The organism is Paenalicyclobacillus cellulosilyticus, from assembly GCF_014647315.1.
Classification (GTDB): Bacteria; Bacillota; Bacilli; order Alicyclobacillales; family Alicyclobacillaceae; genus Alicyclobacillus_J; species Alicyclobacillus_J cellulosilyticus.
Window position 1 is genome coordinate 53,613 of the sequence record NZ_BMOY01000011.1, and the last position, 17,338, is coordinate 70,950.

Annotated in this window: 14 protein-coding genes; 5 read left to right on the plus strand and 9 right to left on the minus strand. The window is 66.6% G+C overall.

The annotated features are described in order from the left end of the window. Positions 1 to 43 precede the first annotated feature (43 nt). The 4 genes from IEX97_RS05115 to speE are packed head-to-tail and all read right to left on the minus strand — an operon-like array spanning position 44 to position 2,613. Positions 44 to 328: a small, acid-soluble spore protein, alpha/beta type gene (locus IEX97_RS05115; RefSeq protein ID WP_188881533.1), complete on the minus strand. Its 285-nt coding sequence runs from the start codon at positions 326 to 328 to the stop codon at positions 44 to 46. Positions 329 to 342: 14 nt separating this feature from the next. Beyond that, positions 343 to 876 (minus strand): YwiB family protein, encoded by a 534-nt coding sequence (locus IEX97_RS05120; protein ID WP_188881534.1) that lies wholly within the window; start codon positions 874 to 876, stop codon positions 343 to 345. Between the two features lie 28 nt (positions 877 to 904). Beyond that, complete coding sequence (gene speB, locus IEX97_RS05125; RefSeq protein ID WP_188881535.1) at positions 905 to 1,792, minus strand: agmatinase; 888 nt, start codon at positions 1,790 to 1,792, stop codon at positions 905 to 907. Next, positions 1,789 to 2,613, minus strand: coding sequence for a polyamine aminopropyltransferase (gene speE / locus IEX97_RS05130; RefSeq protein WP_188881554.1), 825 nt, complete (start codon positions 2,611 to 2,613; stop codon positions 1,789 to 1,791). Before speE ends, speB begins: the two co-directional genes overlap by 4 nt. Positions 2,614 to 3,328: 715 nt before the next feature. Between speE and IEX97_RS05135 the strand changes: the two genes are divergently transcribed. From IEX97_RS05135 to IEX97_RS05145, 3 genes are all read left to right on the plus strand, one after another. Beyond that, positions 3,329 to 5,377 (plus strand): transglycosylase domain-containing protein, encoded by a 2,049-nt coding sequence (locus IEX97_RS05135; protein ID WP_229776419.1) that lies wholly within the window; start codon positions 3,329 to 3,331, stop codon positions 5,375 to 5,377. 180 nt (positions 5,378 to 5,557) lie between these two features. After that, positions 5,558 to 6,745 (plus strand): pyridoxal phosphate-dependent aminotransferase, encoded by a 1,188-nt coding sequence (locus IEX97_RS05140; protein WP_188881537.1) that lies wholly within the window; start codon positions 5,558 to 5,560, stop codon positions 6,743 to 6,745. 130 nt (positions 6,746 to 6,875) lie between these two features. Then, positions 6,876 to 7,775, plus strand: a complete 900-nt coding sequence (locus IEX97_RS05145) for a hypothetical protein (protein WP_188881539.1) — start codon at positions 6,876 to 6,878, stop codon at positions 7,773 to 7,775. A 150-nt stretch (positions 7,776 to 7,925) separates the two neighbouring features. On the opposite strand, the gene IEX97_RS05150 is transcribed toward IEX97_RS05145, so the two are convergent. Further along, complete coding sequence (locus IEX97_RS05150; RefSeq protein ID WP_229776421.1) at positions 7,926 to 8,402, minus strand: hypothetical protein; 477 nt, start codon at positions 8,400 to 8,402, stop codon at positions 7,926 to 7,928. A 222-nt stretch (positions 8,403 to 8,624) separates the two neighbouring features. On the opposite strand from IEX97_RS05150, the gene ilvD reads away from it, so the two are divergent. Beyond that, positions 8,625 to 10,310 carry a dihydroxy-acid dehydratase gene (gene ilvD, locus IEX97_RS05155; protein ID WP_188881541.1) on the plus strand — a complete coding sequence of 562 codons (1,686 nt, stop codon included), beginning with the start codon at positions 8,625 to 8,627 and terminating at the stop codon, positions 10,308 to 10,310. Between the two features lie 80 nt (positions 10,311 to 10,390). Next, on the plus strand, positions 10,391 to 10,912 hold the full coding sequence (locus tag IEX97_RS05160; RefSeq protein ID WP_188881542.1) for a Uma2 family endonuclease: 522 nt from the start codon (positions 10,391 to 10,393) through the stop codon (positions 10,910 to 10,912). A 132-nt stretch (positions 10,913 to 11,044) separates the two neighbouring features. Here IEX97_RS05160 and IEX97_RS05165 read toward each other — a convergent pair whose 3' ends face one another. The 4 genes from IEX97_RS05165 to IEX97_RS05180 all read right to left on the minus strand — a co-directional run. Continuing rightward, a complete protein-coding gene (locus tag IEX97_RS05165; protein ID WP_188881544.1) occupies positions 11,045 to 11,998 on the minus strand; it encodes a hypothetical protein in 954 nt (317 codons plus the stop codon). 20 nt (positions 11,999 to 12,018) lie between these two features. After that, a complete protein-coding gene (locus IEX97_RS05170) occupies positions 12,019 to 15,330 on the minus strand; it encodes a peptidoglycan-binding protein (protein ID WP_188881546.1) in 3,312 nt (1,103 codons plus the stop codon). A 216-nt stretch (positions 15,331 to 15,546) separates the two neighbouring features. Then, positions 15,547 to 16,266 carry a glycerophosphodiester phosphodiesterase gene (locus tag IEX97_RS05175; RefSeq protein WP_188881547.1) on the minus strand — a complete coding sequence of 240 codons (720 nt, stop codon included), beginning with the start codon at positions 16,264 to 16,266 and terminating at the stop codon, positions 15,547 to 15,549. 76 nt (positions 16,267 to 16,342) lie between these two features. After that, on the minus strand, positions 16,343 to 17,338 hold a 996-nt coding region (locus tag IEX97_RS05180; protein WP_229776423.1), incomplete at its 5' end, for a beta-galactosidase small subunit.

Consider the following 17,338-nt stretch of genomic DNA (forward strand, 5'->3'; position numbering starts at 1 on the left):
ACCGCCCGGCGACAACCTGGTCCTCCTGGAAGTGGTGAATAACTCAGAGGTCGGCTTCCGCGCTGTCCGGAGGGGCGGCACCGCGCTTTGCACGCTGTCCGTTGCCGTCTGCGCCGGTTGCACCGCCTGTTGCACCGGCATCGGTTTGTACCAACAGCGCCTCGGCTCTCAGCCGCAACAGGTGGCCGAACCGCCCGCACTGGGCGGTGGTCGCCTCACCGAAGTAGCCCTCGTACACCTCGTCCAAGCCGACTTCCCGTGCCACCTCTTCCCGCATCCGTTCCATCAGCCTGGCCAGTTCCGGATGGGTCTGCTTGCGCTTGCGCAACGCCGCTCCCCTCCTCAGCCCGGACCGCTCGCGCCTGGCTGTGCCGTCTCTCGTTCCTCGACGGTGAACCAGACGGTGACGCGGACCGACTGGTGTACAGCGTCCTCTGGCTCACGGCTTTCTCCAAGCGCCAGGTCGTACTCCACTTCCACCCTGCCGCCGCGCGGCGTGACGTGCATCTCAAGCCGCTTGGTCGCGATGGCGGTGCGCAGCGTGAGCGGGCCGACCCTCATCAGGGAAGCGTGCTGCTTGCCCGCCTCAAACGTGTGTTGCCAGGCCACATCGCCGTAACGCACGAGGGCTGCGCGCAAGGGCTCCAACCGCAGCACGGTGCGCACCGACTGGGCACCATCCCCCTCCACCACCTGCTCTTCATAATGGAGGACATGGACGGAGCCCATTTCCCGCCAGACACCGGCGACCGGATGGCCGCGCGCGGCTTCGACGTATTCACCGTCGGGCCCCCGCTCCTCGCGCAGCCAGCTCACCCGCACCGGCATGACCCGGCCTGCACCTGTACCTGGATCTGCACCGGTGTGCGACGCCATGCCTCCGGAGTGCCACGCCATGCGTTCATCACCGCACACAAGCCAAGAGCAGCTCCCGCACCAATTTCGCCGCCAGGATCTGCGAGAGCTCGCTCGGATCGATCTGCGGCGAGACCTCGACCAAATCGAGGCCGACGACGCGCAACTCGCGCAGCAACCCGATGGCGGCGAACGCCTCCTGCGGGGAAATCCCGCCGTGCTCCGCCGTGCCCGTCCCCGGGGCGAAGGCGGGATCGAACACATCGATATCCCAGGTGACGTAGACCGGGTGGCCGCGCAATTCGCCGAGGACTTGGCGCAGCGGATCGAAGAGCGCGAACGGGAAAAAGCGGGTATTGGCGCGTGCCCAGGAAAACTCCTCGCGCGTCCCGGAACGGATGCCGAACTGGTACACCCGCTCCGGCCCAATCCGCTCGCATACCCGGCGGATGACGGTCGCGTGCGACAGCCGCTCGCCCTCGTAGTCTTCGCGCAGGTCCGTGTGCGCGTCGATGTGAAGGACGCGCAGGTCCGGGTAGGCGTCTGCCGCCGCCAGGATGGGGCCCAGTGACGCGAGGTGCTCCCCGCCCAGTCCAAACGGAAGCTTGCCGGCGGCGAACAGTGTGGACGCATAACGGTGCAAGGCCCCGACACTCTTCTCCGGGTTGCCGAACGGCAGCGGCACGTCGCCGGCATCAAAGTACCGGATCTCCGAGAGGTCACGGTCCAAGTACGGGCTGTACTCCTCCAGCCCGACCGAAACCTCCCGGATGCGCGCCGGCCCGAGCCGCGTGCCGGCCCGGAACGACACCGTCCAGTCCATCGGCATCCCGTAGATGACCGCCTGCGCCGCGGCAAAGTCTTGCGTCGCACCGATGAACACGTTGCCGCTGTACGCAGGATTGAACACGGGCGGGGACGCCTGACCCTGGGTCATCCGGCGATGACCTCCTGCACAAACGGCGGCAACACGAAAGCGGCGCGGTGCACCTCCGTGGTGTAATACTTCGTCCCGCGGACACGGCACGGCTGCGGCTCCAGCGGGTTGTAGCGCTTGCTGCCGAGGGTGAAGCTCCACATGCCGGTCGGATACGTGGGCACGTACGCCAAGTACAGATGGGTCTGCGGGAACACGTCGCGCACGTCAGCGAACACCCGCGCGATGAGGTCCTGGTTGACAAACGGCGACTCGGTCTGCGCCGCGAACAATCCGTCTTCCTTCAGCGCCCGGTACACCGCTTGATAGAACTCCTTGGCGAACAAGCCGACCGCCGGGCCCACAGGGTCGGTCGAATCGACGAGGATGACGTCGAACTCGCCCGGATGCTCCTGCACGTACCGGATGCCGTCCGTCACCTGGATCTCGACGCGCGGATCGCCAAAGCCCGCGGCAATCCCCGGGAAATATTCCTTCGCGATCTCGATGACGCGCCCGTCAATCTCGGCCAAAACCGCCTTTTCGACCGATGGGTGTTTGATGACCTCGCGGATGACGCCGCCGTCGCCGCCGCCCACCACCAACACCCGTTTCGGATTCGGGTGGGTGTGCAGCGGCACGTGCGCCATCATTTCGTGATACACGAACTCGTCCTGTTCCGTGGTCATGATGCACCCGTCGAGCACAAGCATCCGCCCGTATTGCACCGTCTCCACGACGTCGAGCCCTTGATACGGGGTTTGCTCGCTGTGCAGGGTGCGCCGGATGCGCAGGCCAATGGACAAATTCTCATTTTGCAACTCGGTGAACCATAGCTCCATGTTGGCCACTCGTTCCCACCTCCGACCGCTGTCCGTGCGCCTCGCTTTGGGGCACATGGTTCATCACGGCTTGGCGCGCATGTGCGCCTCTCGCTCGGTTGGCACTCTCCGAAAAGCCGCCCGTCACGGCCACAACGCAGTCGTATTATACCAGGAAACCGGCTGAACCACTGCAGAAGGATCCCTGCACATGGAATTGCCGTCTCATCTGACGGTCGACGGCACTCTTTGGGGTTGTTCAGTTCAATTCACTCACGCATTTAAGCTGGGAAAACTATGGATAATCCTCATCTTTCATGATATAACAGCCGTTGGGAGGGTGAACCTCCTCCACACCTCTCGGATGAAGGGGGGTGGTGGGTTGTGCGGGCTGATTGAGGCTGCCATAGCGGTCTGGTTGGTACTGCGGGGCTTAGCACATGTGTCCTATGGCATCGCAGACATCATCCGGGCCATGCATGGCGAATCCCGCCGAGGCGCCAACCATACGGCGGGATTCCGACACCCACGCAGGAGGGGTTAACCCTCCTGCACTTTCCAGTGTTATTCTAACACGGTCTGGTTCATTCCGTCCACATATCCCCGCCCAGAAGGCTTGAACCTGCGCATAAACCGCGCCGCCTCTTCGCAAACTAACGCCACCTGGAATGTATCGGATCAATTGGACGAATGCAGCCAATACTGCTGGCGATGGCTGTGACCGTGGAGGTGGCTCATGCGCTCCCCCCAACCTTCCTTCAGCAATCCTGTCCCGGCACCTGCAGGTTGGCGCCGCTGGTGGCGGCAGCTGCCGCTGTGGCTCAAGGCGGCCGTGCTGCCGCTTTTGGGGGGATTTTGCAGCATGACCCTGTTGCTCGTCGCGCTGCGGCTGCTGCCGCTGCCGGACGAGAGCCTGCTCGACCCCACGGAGATGGACGCGGCCGACGGCACAACGCTCGCCGTCTGGACACCGAAGGGCATTCGGGCCGAACGCGTACCGCTCGAAGTCATCCCGCGCTGGTTGCAGGAAGCCACCATCGCGGTGGAGGACGCGCAGTTTTACCACCACCACGCCTTCAACCCGCTCGCCATGCTGCGCGCCCTCTGGGTGGACGTGTCGCGCGGCCGCGTGGTTCAGGGCGGATCGACCATCACGCAGCAGTTGGCGAAGAACCTGTACCTCAGCCAGGACCGCACCCTGTGGCGCAAAGTGAAAGAGGCGCTGTACGCCATGCAGCTCGAACTGCACGAGAGCAAGCGCACCATCCTCGAACAGTATCTCAATACCGTCTACTACGGCCACGGCGCGTACGGTGTGCAAGCGGCGAGCCTCCTCTATTTCAACAAGCCCGTGCAGGCGCTCTCTTTGCCGGAATGCGCCCTGCTCGCCGGCCTGCCGAAAGGCCCTGCGTTCTATTCCCCGCTCACCCACTTCGCCCAGGCGAAAGCGCGGCAACGCGTGGTGCTGCAGCGGATGGTGGCCGCAGGCTACCTCACCCAGGCGGAGGCGGATGCGGCCTACCATGCCCCGTTGCACTTGGCGACCGTCCATCCGCCCGTGGTGCAGGCGCCCTACTTTACGACCACCGTCGTCCGGGAGGTGGAACAGCGGCTTCATCTGTCCCCCGACGCCCTTTATCAAGGTGGCATCCATATCACCACCACGCTCGATCCGCTGCTGCAACAGGCGGCAGAGCGCGCGGTGGCGACCACCCTGCCCAAAGACCGGCCGCTGCAGGCGGCCCTCGTCGCCCTCGATCCGCAGACCGGCGCCATCCGGGCGATGGTGGGCGGCCGCGACTTCGCGACGAGCCCCTACAACCGCGCCTTCGCCGAGCGGCAGCCGGGATCGGCCTTCAAAGCGCTCCTCTATACGTCCGCGCTGGAGCACGGATGGACCCCGGCACGCCAAGTGATGAGCGCAAAGACGACGTTTTTGTACGACGAAGACCGGCTGTACACCGTGCACGACTTCGGCGAGATGTACGCCCGCCGGCCCATCACCTTGCGCGAGGCCATCGCGCGCTCCGACAACGTGTACGCCGTCACCGCCAACCTGGAGACCGGGGTGGAACAGGTGATCGACACGGCGCGGCGGATGGGCATCACCTCCCCGCTCGATCCAGTGCCTTCCCTCGCCCTCGGCGTCTGTCCGGCGAGCCCTGTGGAAATGGCGCGCGCGTACGCGGTCCTCGCCAACGGCGGCAAGCGGATCACCCCTTACACCGTCGAGGAGGTGCGCGCGCCCCAGTACGGGGTCTATCAGGCGTCGCCGCAGGCGGTGCCCGCCATCTCGCCGCAGATCGCGTTTCAGATGACGGACCTGCTCACCAGCGTGTTGGATTCGGGCGGCACCGGCGCAAGCGTACGCCGCTACCTGCACGGCCTCGCGGCCGCCAAGACGGGCACCACCTACACCGACAACTGGATGGTGGGCTACACGCCGAGCCTGGTGTGCGCGGTGTGGGTCGGGTACGACGACGACCGGCCGCTCACCCCGCAGGATGCGCACCTGGCCGCCCCCATCTGGGCGAAGTTCATGGGCACCGCCCAGCAGCACCTGCCGTACACCTGGTACCGGCCGCCGGCCGGGCTGGTGGCGCGCACCATCGATCCGGTGACCGCCAAGCTCGCGACCGACGCCTGCCGCGACACCGAGACCGATTACTTCCTCGTCGGCACGGAGCCGCGCGCGACCTGCCCCCTGCACCCCGCGCAGCGCGCGCCTTTGGCACCGGGACCGTGGTGGCGCGCGTGGTTGGGACGATGGTTCGGCCGAGCCTGACGTGAACGCGGCAGTAGGGTACGGTTCTGCCGGAAGCAGGGCAACCATGCCCTCAGGCAGCTTTGCGCCAGGCGAGATGAACAAAGCGGTGCCAACTTTGACAATGAACCGGCCGCTCCCCGGGCTCCTTCGCGACGCCTGTGTTACAATGAACGCAGTAGCCGAGAAGGAGCGTGGATCATGGAACACCACATCTCTCAGCGCGTGCGTGCCATCACCCCGTCCGCGACGGTGGCCATGGATACGAAGACGAAGGCACTCATCCAACAGGGCAAGCCGGTCATCAACATGAGCGTCGGCGAGCCGGACTTCCAGCCGCCGGAAGCCGCCTCGTTGGCGGGCATCAAGGCCATCGTTACCGGACTGACGAAGTACACCGCGGTCGCAGGCATGATGGAGCTGCGCAAGGCGATTGCGCGCAAGCTGCAGGTGGAAAACGGGCTGGCATACACGCCGGAGCAGATCATCGTCTCATCGGGCGCCAAGCAATCGCTGTACAACATCTTCCTCACCATCTGCGAGCCGGGGGATGAGGTGATCCTGCCGGCGCCGTACTGGGTGTCGTACCCCGAGCAGATCCGCTTGGCCGGGGCGGTGCCGGTCATCATCCCCACCGACGAGTCGTCCGGGTTCAAGGTGACGCCGGAACAGCTGCGCCAAGCCATCACCTCGAAAACGCGCGCCTTCTTGCTCAACTCGCCGAGCAACCCGACGGGCGCCGTGTACAACGAGGAGGAACTGCGGGCCATTGGGCAGGTCCTGCGCGATCACGACCTGTACATCGTCACCGACGAGATCTACGAGAAGCTGGTCTACGGTGTCGCCCACGTCAGCCTGCCGGCCGTCTGCCCCGACCTGATGGAACGGACGCTCGTGGTCAACGGTTTTTCCAAGGCGTTCGCCATGACCGGTTATCGCCTCGGCTATGTCGCCGGGCCGCGCGAGATCATCCAGGCGATGACCAGCCTGCAGAGCCACTCGTCGCACAGCCCCTCGACCATCACGCAGGTGGCAGGGATTGCGGCGCTCGACGCGTTCAACCCGGCGGTGGTCGCCGAGTTCCGCCGGCGCCGGGACGCGCTCATCGCCGGGCTGCGCGAGATCCCCGGCATCGCGTGCACCGTGCCGGAAGGGGCGTTCTACGCGTTTCCGAACGTCGCACGCCTGTTCGGCAAGGCGTATGAGGGCGTCGTGATCGACAGCGCAGCCAAGTTCAGCGAACTGCTCCTGGAGCACGAGCTGGTGGCGACGGTGCCGGGCGAGTCGTTCGGCGCACCGAACAACGTCCGCCTCTCATACGCGACCGCTTACGAAGACGTGGTGGCGGCGGTGGAGCGGATTCAGCGTTTCGTGCGCGCACTGCGCTGACCGCATCATGCTGCGAGGGCGGGGCAGGCACCAACGGGCGTGACGGTCCATACGATACAGCGGGATGGAAGACGCGCCGGCACCGTGGCACGGCGCCGTATCGTGATGCTTCCAACAGGGAGGCTGGACCATGCATTCGCAACCACGCCGGGAGGCCCCTGCGCAGGCGCTGCACCGTCTGCGCCGGCAATTGCAGGGCATGACCCCGTCCAATCCGCGCTATCGCCCGCTGCGCCGTGAACTGGCACGCAACCTGCGCGCTCTGCGCACCAACTTGGACCGCCTGCCCGCGCCCCGCGGCAAGCGGGGCGGCCGCGCGGCGGCTCAGGGAAAAGGTGCGGCGAGGACCCCGAACGCACGGACAGCCGCGCCGCCCGCTCCCGCACCCAAAAAGGGCCTGTCCGCCCTGTTGTCGCCCGAGAACATGCAGGAATCGATGAAGGCGGTCGGCAACCTGCGCCGCTTCATCCGCAGTTGCGCCCAGTACCTGCAGCAGGCGGATCAAATGTTGGAGACGTTTTATGTGACGTCGAACGCCCTGAAAGAGACGGGCGTATTGGAGAAACTTGTCAAACACCGGGGGAAGAACCTGAGCACGGAGGATTTCGCCAACATCCTGGCTGCGCTCATGAATTCGCCGCTCGGGGCCCAGTTGTTCAAAGGGGCGGGCGGAGGAGAGAGCCGGGAAACCCAGAGCACCAGCGCGCCGCGGAACAGCGTGCCGGCGACCGCGCCGGACAACACACCGCCTTATCCGTCCCACCCGGCGCCCCAGGCGGCACCGCCCGCGGCGCATACGGCACCGCCGGCCGCGCAACCAACCGTCCCGGCGTACCCGGGACCGCCTGCGTCCGCGCCCACAGGGCCCAATCCGCCCGCGTATCCGCCGGTGCCCCCGCAAGCGTATCCAGGGTCTCCCGGATACCCCGGGCACCCAGGATATGCAGGCCAGCCAGGTTATCCCCAGCCAGGTTATCCGGGGTATCAAGGTCCAGGCCAGCCGGGACAGCCGGGGCATCCTGGATGGTAAACAACGAAAGCGGCGACCGCAGTCGCCGCGTTCTGTCCGCAAAGCACCTGTTCCCCTCAGCCTAATACCTGTTCCTCGCATACACGCCCCGATGGACCTCGGTGTGCCACCGATACACCCCCGTCCGAGACCACGGGGACCTGTGCCCCGTCACCGAACGTGTTTGGGCACAAACTTCTTGATCTCTTGTGCCGTCTTTTCATCCACATGCTGTCCATACTTTTGAATCAGTTCGTCCACGTTGGCGGTGGGCCCGTTTTTGGTCGCGTCCTTGTATGCGTTGACGAACGCCTTCAACCGCTGTTCCGGCACGGGCAACCCGAGTTTGTTCGCAAAGTCCCGCGCCAACTGTTCCACTTGATTGGGATCCTGCCACTGTTCCGGCCGGACCTTTTTCACATCGTCGAGGATTTGAAAGATGGCCTTGCGCTTGCCGGACAGGTTTTGCTTCAACGTCTCGATGGGCCGCGAGGATGCAGCTTGCGCGGACCCGGAGGATGGAACTTGCTGTGGCACAGGCTGGCCCGCGGCCGCCGGCGCGTTCTGCGGCTGCACACTTTGCTCTTGCGCAGGCTGTGCGGCCCGCGGGCGCGGTTGACCCCGTTTGGCAGACTTCTTGGCAGGCACGGTGTTCCCTCCTTCTCCACTCCGTCGTACGGAGCCTCGCCATACTGTATGGCTGTGCGCTGCGCGCTGCGCCAGGTTGGCTCAAAAACAGGCGCCTGCCCCAGGAAACGGCTTTCCAATGCACTCGGAATCAGGGATAATAGGAACCGTGAGCACGCCCCTTGTCCGGACGGATTGCGGTGCGCCGGCGCGGGCGGAGATTGAGAAAGAAGGGTTAGGCAGATGAGCGAGCAGAAAAAGGACCTGCGCATTCGCAGCATCGACATCAGCGAGGGCGCGAGCCGGGCGCCGAACCGGGCGATGCTGCGCGCCATGGGCTTCACGGACGAGGACTTCAAAAAGCCGATGATCGGCGTCGCCAGCACGTGGAGCGAGGTCACGCCGTGCAACATGCACATCGATCAGCTGGCGCGCGAGGCCAAGCGCGGCATCCGCGAGGCCGGCGGAGCGCCCATCATCTTTAACACCATCACCGTCTCCGACGGCATCTCGATGGGCACGCTCGGGATGCGCTTCTCGCTGCCGAGCCGGGAGGTCATCGCCGACTCGATTGAAACCGTCGTCAACGCCGAGCGGATGGACGCGCTGGTGGCCATCGGCGGCTGCGACAAGAACATGCCCGGGTGCATGATCGCCATCGGGCGCCTGAATTTGCCGGCGGTGTTCGTGTACGGCGGCACCATCCAGCCGGGCAAGCTCGACGGCCGCGACATCGACATCGTCTCCGCGTTCGAGGCGGTCGGCCAGCACAACGCCGGCCTGATCGACGACAAGGAGCTCCACCGCGTCGAGTGCCACGCCTGTCCGGGGCCGGGATCGTGCGGCGGCATGTACACGGCGAACACAATGGCGTCCGCCATCGAGGCGATGGGCATGAGCCTGCCGGGCAGCTCGTCCAATCCGGCCGTCAGCCCGCTCAAGCTCCAGGACTGCTATGAGGCGGGCCGTGCGGTGTACCGTCTCCTCGAGGCAGGCATCACCCCGCGCCAGATCATGACGAAAGAGGCGTTTGAGAACGCCATCACCCTCGTCATGGCGTTGGGCGGATCGACGAACGCCATCCTGCACCTCATCGCCATTGCGCACGCGGTCGACGTGGATTTGACCATCGACGACTTCGACCGCATCCAGAAGAAGGTGCCGCACATCGCCGACCTGAAGCCGGGCGGCCGCTACGTCATGCAGGACCTGCACGAGATCGGCGGGGTGCCGGGCGTGATGAAGATGCTGCTCGACGCCGGGTACCTGCACGGGGACTGCCTGACGGTGACCGGCAAGACGCTGGCCGAGAATCTGAAGGACGTGCCGCCGCTGCCGGCGGACCAGGACGTGGTACGGCCGCTGTCGAATCCGCTGCGGGAGACCGGCCCGCTCGTCATCCTGCGCGGGAACCTCGCGCCGGAGGGGGCGGTGGCGAAGATGGCGGGCCTGACGGTCAAGCGGATCACCGGCCCGGCGCGGGTGTTCGACGGCGAGCAGGCGGCGACCGAGGCCATCCTGAACGACCAGATCAAAGAGGGCGACGTCATCATCATCCGCTACGAGGGCCCGAAAGGCGGCCCGGGCATGCCGGAGATGCTGTCGCCGACCGCCATCCTCGTCGGCAAGGGCCTGGGCGAGAAGGTCGGCCTCATCACGGACGGGCGTTTCTCCGGCGGATCGCACGGTTTGGTGGTCGGCCACGTGGCGCCCGAGGCCCAGGTGGGCGGGCCGATTGCGCTGGTGCGCGACGGGGACCTCGTCACCATCGACAGCGAGACGCAGGAGCTGACGGTGCACATCTCCGACGAGGAGATGGCGGCGCGCCGCAAGGCGTGGCAGGCGCCGCCGCTCAAGTTCCAGCGCGGCGTGCTGTACAAGTACGCGCAATTGGTGCAGTCCGCGTCGCGGGGCGCCGTGACGGACTGAGTTTCACGCGAACGATTTCTGGGGAGGGCGCCGGCAACATGACCGGCGCCCTTTGCGCCATGATGCAGGGGGCGTGAAGGATGCACGAAGATCAGGTGCGGGAAGCGTTGCCGGAGCGGTACGAGGTCATCCGCGGCCAGGTCCACGACATGACGCCGCCGCCCGGCGAGCCGCACCAGCGCGTGGTGGGCGGAATATACGGCCAGCTGTACGCCCAGCTCAAAGGCAAACGCTGCCGCGCGTACGTCGCCCCGTTCGGCGTCTGGCTGGACGAGACGTCCGGCGATTACGTCGAACCGGACATCACCATCATTTGCGATCCCGCCAAGATCAAGCCCCAGGGCTGTGTCGGCGCGCCGGACATGGTGGTCGAGGTCCTCAGCTCATCGACGGCAGTCAAGGACCGGGCGGTCAAGCGCGAACTGTACCGCGAAAAGGGCGTGCGGGAGTACTGGCTGGTCGATCCCGTCCACCAGACGGCCGAGGTGTACCGGTTTGACGGCGGTGCGCTCGCGGCACCCGCCGTGTACGGACCGGATGCGAGCGTCTCCGTCGGGGTGCTGGATGGCGTCGTGATCGACCTGCGCGAGGTGTTCGCGTGACCAGCCGGTCGAATCGGAACACATGGGAGGGCAGATGCCCATCGGATGCGGCGAGGCCCCGCGTGTAGAACTGGAGGCGGACCCGAAGCGCCTGACACCTACTTTGAACCACTACTCGTTGATATCGTTGCCTCACAACGACACCGTGAAACTCGCCAGCACCGACTCGGCCAGCGCGCGATTGGCCGCCGGTACCACCACTTCCACGTACGCGTAACCCGCCATGTCCTTGCTCACCGTGACCATGCCCACACCTGGATACGGGCTGTTCGCCGGCTGGTAATGAAACCGGACGCTGAGCCCGTCTGCCGACGGCGTCACGTCCGTGGCCCCTGGCACCGGGATCACCTTACGCGGGTCAGGTTGGCCCTGGTCATCCAAGTAACAGCCCACGCAGCTGGACACGACGAGGGTGATGGACTGCTTCGGGTCGGCCGGATTGGTGTACCGGTACCCGCCGTAGTCGCCGCCGTGCACCGCGGTGCGCGTCCACCCGGATGGCACCTCCACCTGCACCCCGTTGTATGACACCATGGTCATACCGCCGCCCGGCTGTTCGCCCGCACCCGATCCGCTGCCTGCTCCACCGCCGCTGCCGGATGCGCCGCCTGCTGCACCGGGTGTGGAACCGGCCGTGCCGCCGCTTGCCGATCCCGTTCCCGCAGGCGGGTTACTCGTCCCCCCGGGCGCTCCTGTACCGCCTTGCGTCCCGGCGCCGCTGCCCCCGCTGCCGGGCGCACCCGCGTGGCCGGTCCCGCTTCCCTGCGGGCTGCCCGGCGTGCCGCCTGCATGCGTGGTCGTGGAACCTGGGCTCTGCCCCCCCGCAGGCCCGCCGCTCGTTCCGCCTCCCGCACCGCCGCCAGGGCTGCTTTGGCCACCCTGCGATCCCGTACCCGTGCCTGTGCCGTGCCCGCCGGTCCCGCCGACGGTACCCGTCCCTTGCCCGCCCGCGCCTTGGCCGTGCCACAACGACGAGATCCCGCCGCAGCCCGCCAACGCTGCGCTCGCCACCATGGTCAAGGCCACCGCCACCGCAAAGCGGCGGCGGATGGTCCGCTGGCGCCGTCTCACCTGTCGCCTTTTCATCGCTCGCACATCCTTCCCGCTCACTGCACCTGGGTAAGCGTCGCGTCCGAAGCGTGCAGGATGCCGGTGAGCATCTTGCCGCTCTGCTGGTCCGCGAACAGGATGGTGTACACGCCGTTTGCCGGCTGTGATTGTTTGCTGACCACGTAATCCCCGCTGCGCAGCGTCGCCATCACCACCGACGGATGCGCAGGGTCGTAGATGGGCACGTTCACGTCCGCGGGCGAGAGCGGATCCGGCACCGTCAAGCGGTACACGTTGCTGAAGTGGACGAACTGCGAATCCACCCATCCGTATTGGGGGATATGATACCACTCCGTCACCAACCCCGCCGCCATGCCTTGCTGCATCTTGTCCACCGTCACTTGCGTGTTGGCAGGGATGGTGGTTTTGGGCGCCGGCACCAGTTTGCTCCACAGGGTGAAGTCGCACTGGCCGGTCACCCGGAGTCCCAGCTTCTGCTGCATCTGCTTTACTGCAGCCTGCGTCTTCGGACCGAAAATCCCATCCACCGTGAGACCCGCGTTCAACTGTTGGTTCAACGCCGACTGCAGGGTCGCCACATCGCTGCCGCGATCGCCATAGCTCAGCACGCGGGTGAACATTTGGCGCATCCCGGTCCCCATGTCGGGGTAGTACGGCAGGTCTTTGTACCAGGGATTGGCCACCACCACCGCCCGCGCCCCGTTCATCAGGAACACCGGCTCCTGCGTCGAAGGCGGCGTGGGCGCCGACTGGCCAGGTACGTACGCGCGGTAGCTTTTCACCGAGTCGCCCGCCGCCTGCGCCAGTTGGTTCATGAGCGATCCGATGGAGTTCGCCCACTGTTGATCCGATGCGTAGTTGACGTTCATGCCTTTGAGGGTTGGCGCCACGTACAGACTCGCGCCGGGGGTCAGGTAGCTTTGCCGCACCACCCATGCCTGGAAGCGGACGGCGTACTCCTGGCTCGGGAAAACCCCCGCGTCCACGCCGGGGTTGCTGTCAAACGCCCCGTACCCGTACAGGTTATTCTTTTGGATGCAGATCTTGCTCTTGCCCCACCCCGTCTCAAGGATGGCGTGGGAAACCAGGTAGTTGGCGTTGACCCCGTACATCTTTTGCGCCCAGACGAACACCTGGCCCAGGCCGGCGAGCGGCGAGTTGTGCGCGGTCAGGAACTGATCGATGAGCTGCGGCGTGATGTTCGCCGGTGCCGGAAAGCGCAGGTCCACGTTGGTGAAGTCGGTGGCCGGCTGCGGACTCGGCGACGGACCCGGCGACGGATTCGGATTCGGCTGTGGTTGCGTGTATACCACCTTTCCGGCCGGATCGCTGACCGTACCGCCGGGCGACTGGGCAAGCGCCGCCTTGGCAAGGGCGAGATCGGCAAAAAGGCCGACCACCTGGCCGTCCGCCGTCTGCGCCCGGTAGAGCGGCGGCAACGGCTGCACGTACAGGATGTTGCCTTGGCTGTCGACGACCGTCCCCTGCGGCACGCGGGCGACCGCCGCTTCGGCCGTGGCAAGGTCGGTGAACGTGCCGAGCGGCTGTCCGGCGGTGGCATACGCCGTATAGGTGATGCCGTTGCCTGGATTGGCTTGGCCCGGTTGCCCGCCGCCGGTTGCTGCGCCGGACGGCGGGTTCGCATTCCCGCTTTGCGCTTGCGGCGCCGTCCCGCCGGCCGCTGGCGCGGAACCCGGCTGGGTGGCTGGCGGCGACCCCGCCTGCGGCTTGGACGTCGATCCCGTTGGCTGTGCGGCCGGCGACCCAGGGGCCGTCCCCGGTTGCGATCCCGCCGGTGCAGTCTGCGCCCCCGGTTGCTGCGTGGACGGCGCGCCCGCCGGTCCGCCCGCCGGAGCTTGGGCCTGCCCGCTTGCACTCGGCGTGCCTTGACTTTGCGCCCCGGCTTGCGTGCCCGACCCCTGCGCTTGGCCCGACCCCTGCGTGCCTGATCCCTGCGCTTGGCCGGGTGCGACCGGCACCGAGAACACCACGCTCCCCGCCGGGTCCTGCACCGCAAAGGCCGCTCCGCTGTCCGGTTCCGCTTGCGCCCATTGCGCCAGCGCCGCCGCCTCCGCGTCCGCGAGCGTGTCGTACGTCCCCAGGGCCGATCCCGCAACATCCACGACGGTATACGCGCCGTTTGCCGGCTGCGTGTACAGCGTCACACCCTTGGCGTCCCGCACCGTGCCGCCCGGGTAGTCCGCGAGGGCGCGTTCCGCCTTGGCGAGCGGCGCGAACACGCCGAGGAGCCGGCCTTGGCCGTCATAGACAAAACAGGCGCCAGACTGGGGTTTGAGTGCGATGAGATTGCCTTGGTCATCGAGGACGTACCCGCCCGGCGTGCCTGCAAGCGCGCTCACCGCAGCGGCCGCCGCCGGATATGTACCTGCCGCGCGGCCGCCGGCGTCGTATACCGTGTATTGCGGCTGCGGCTGGGTGTAGAGCACCCTCCCCAGCCCGTCCGTCACCCTGCCGCCCGGGACAGTGGCCAACGCCTGCTTCGCCTTCGTCAGGTCCGTGAACCGTCCGAGCAGTTTGCCGTTGGGTGCGTAGGCCAGATAAAGGTTTTGCGGCGCCATCTTCCACTGCTGCCCGTTCCACTGGTAGAGCACGCCCGCGTGAGCCAGCGCCTGCTGGACGTACCAAATCGGCAGAAAAGCCGTGGGACGCCCCGTATCGGGATCGGGCGCGGGAATGCTGTCCACGCGGGCCACCACATGGCCGTTGATGGCGATGGCTTGTCCGCCTTGGCCAATGGGGTCCCCAGGGTCCTTCGCGCCGGGCACGGTGAGCGCCCACGTGTGCCCGTCCCAATGGCTGGTGATGCCGAGCTGTTTCAATGCCTGCATGATGTACCAAATGGGCATGTACGTCGTGTTGTTGGCGGTAAACGCCATGGGTGCGGCAACCAGTTTCCCGATTACATAGACCTGGGTCCGGCGCGGATTTTGGATGCGCGGGGTCGGCGCACTTTTTCGTTTGGCCACGGCATCCGGTGCGGTACGGCCGGTTGCGCCCGCGCTCGTCGTCCCAAGCTTTGGCGGCGGATGGGACGGGTCGAGCGCTTCGAGCGCCTGCCAGGTCAACTGGCCGACAATCCCGTCCGGCGTGAGGCCGTGATCGCGCTGAAACGCTTTCACCGCCTGGGTGGTCTGCGCACCATAGACGCCGTCCGCCGGCCCTGGCTTGTACCCTGCTTGGGCCAGCGTCTGCTGCAGCCAAACCACATACGGCCCCTGCGCGCCCGGGTGCAGGATGGGCAGCTGCGCGGCCCACACCGATCCGCCCGGCATGACCATGGCTGTCGAGAAGGCACCGAACCACAACGCTTGATGAATACGCTTCATCCTCACGAGCCTCCGGGGAATGGTGTGCAGGTTGCGCGGGGATTGAAGAAATGGAACGAACGCTCCATGAAATCGGCGATGTCCGGGACACTCGACACAATTCGCGGTGTTTCTACCAGTCAAGGTACCATAGGGTTGGTAGAAACGGCAAGGGTGAGGCAATACGTAAAGCCGGGGATGATCCCCCGGCTGGGTTCAGCAAACGTATCCACCGCATCACCTTAGCGCCAGGGCGATGTCCGGCCGGTCGGTGATGACGGCATCCACACCCCAGTCCCGAAGCTCGCGCAAGCGGGCGGCATCGTTCACCGTCCACACGTGCACGCGCAAGCCGGCGCGGTGGATGTCGCGGACCAACGCCTCATCCAGCGTCACCGCCTCCGGGTGGACCGCCGCGGCGCCGAAGCCTTGCGCATACCGCCACGGTTCCACCAGCGCTTCCATGTATAGAGGGGCGATGCGCGCTTCGGGGTGCCTTGCTTTCAACGCGGCGAGCGCCAGGTGGTTGAACGACGAGATCCACACACGTTCCGCCATCCCGTGTTGCACCACCACCTGCCACACGCGTTGTGCGAGCGCGTCCCCGCGCAAGGCGGCGGTCTTGAGCTCGATGTTCACCGCCACCGGGCGCGGGTGGCGCTGCACGAGCGCCAACACCTCCGCCAACGACGGGATGCGCTCGCCGCGAAAACGCGGATGGAACCATCCGCCCGCATCCAACCGGCGCAGTTCAGCCCAACGCATCCATTCGATCACGCCCCGGCCGTCGGTGGTGCGGGAGACGTCGTGATCGTGGATGACCGCCAGTTCCCCGTCCGCCGTGAGGTGCACGTCGAGCTCGATGCCGTCCGCCCCCGCCTGCAGCGCCGCTGCAAACGCGACGAGGGTATTCTCGGGGTATTGGGCGGAAAAACCGCGATGCGCCCAGACTTCCATGCGGATGCCTCCTCATCCATGCGGATACGTCCGCAGCCGGAGGAAGGTGGCCGTTGCAGCTTGTGGCTGTTGCAGCTTACTCAGGGAGCGGCCGCTTCGCCAACGCGTGCGGTGTGCCCATGCCGGCCACGAACGGCCGCAAGCACACCGCGAACGTGAACGGCTCGTTGTGCAGCTCGTACTGCGGCAGCGGCCCCGGGCCGCAGCTGGCGCTGCCGATGCCGTGGTGTTCCAGGTCAATCTGCCACGTCACCTCGTCCTCGGGCACCAGCTCATGCCGGTGGCGCGCTTGGGTCAGCGCCTCGGGCGAGAAGTACAGCGCGCTGAAGTGGAACCGGGGTTGGCCTATCGCCAACAGCCCGGCGCCCTGCGGCTGCGCCAACGCCGCCCAGCGCACGTCGCTGCGGTTCCCGTTCTCCTGCGGCCGGATGTACGGCGTGTACATCTCCGCCACCGTCTTTTGCCACACGCCGAAGCGGCCCGCCTGCTTCGTGTCGCGGTACGTCTCGCCCGGCCCGCGCCCGTACCAGACCACCTCGCAAAACGACGCCGGCAGCTTCAGTTGCACCCCGATGCGCGGCAGGGTCTGCGGGCCGTCCCCCTCGGGTGTCCCGTTTACGCGCAGACGAACGTCTCCGTCTCCGTACACGGTGTACTCGTACACACAGGCGATGCCCCACGACCACACCGGCGGCGCCACGCGGCTGTGCACACGCACCCGCACCGCTTGGCCGTCCTCCGCCATCTCCCATGTGCAGGCATCCACCCGCTCGGTCAGGCGATCCAGCCCTGCCCGCCGCCATTCACGCGCCACGTGGACATCGTTGTCGGTCGGCGCCCGCCACAGGTACAGCCGTGGTCCGGCGGTGAGCAGTTCATGTCCGGCGAACGTCCATGTCACGATGCGCCCGCGCACCCGGTCGAACACCAGGCGGAATTGTTGGCCTGTGACCACCAAAGCCGTCCCTTCCTCCCGGCACGTGACGGCGGGCCGCCCCGGCGCGGTGCGCACCGGCGCAGCCGCGCCTGCCGCCGCCGGCAGCGCCAACTGGGCCCACGCCACCTCGTGTCC

Bases quoted from the DNA above. Each gene is read 5' to 3' on its own strand.
- IEX97_RS05120 (WP_188881534.1), bottom strand. From the start codon at position 876: ATGGCGTCGCACACCGGTGCAGATCCAGGTACAGGTGCAGGCCGGGTC.
- speB (WP_188881535.1), bottom strand. From the start codon at position 1,792: ATGACCCAGGGTCAGGCGTCCCCGCCCGTGTTCAATCCTGCGTACAGC.
- speE (WP_188881554.1), bottom strand. From the start codon at position 2,613: ATGGAGCTATGGTTCACCGAGTTGCAAAATGAGAATTTGTCCATTGGC.
- IEX97_RS05135 (WP_229776419.1), top strand. From the start codon at position 3,329: ATGCGCTCCCCCCAACCTTCCTTCAGCAATCCTGTCCCGGCACCTGCA.
- IEX97_RS05140 (WP_188881537.1), top strand. From the start codon at position 5,558: ATGGAACACCACATCTCTCAGCGCGTGCGTGCCATCACCCCGTCCGCG.
- IEX97_RS05145 (WP_188881539.1), top strand. From the start codon at position 6,876: ATGCATTCGCAACCACGCCGGGAGGCCCCTGCGCAGGCGCTGCACCGT.
- ilvD (WP_188881541.1), top strand. From the start codon at position 8,625: ATGAGCGAGCAGAAAAAGGACCTGCGCATTCGCAGCATCGACATCAGC.
- IEX97_RS05160 (WP_188881542.1), top strand. From the start codon at position 10,391: ATGCACGAAGATCAGGTGCGGGAAGCGTTGCCGGAGCGGTACGAGGTC.
- IEX97_RS05165 (WP_188881544.1), bottom strand. From the start codon at position 11,998: ATGAAAAGGCGACAGGTGAGACGGCGCCAGCGGACCATCCGCCGCCGC.
- IEX97_RS05170 (WP_188881546.1), bottom strand. From the start codon at position 15,330: ATGAAGCGTATTCATCAAGCGTTGTGGTTCGGTGCCTTCTCGACAGCC.
- IEX97_RS05175 (WP_188881547.1), bottom strand. From the start codon at position 16,266: ATGGAAGTCTGGGCGCATCGCGGTTTTTCCGCCCAATACCCCGAGAAT.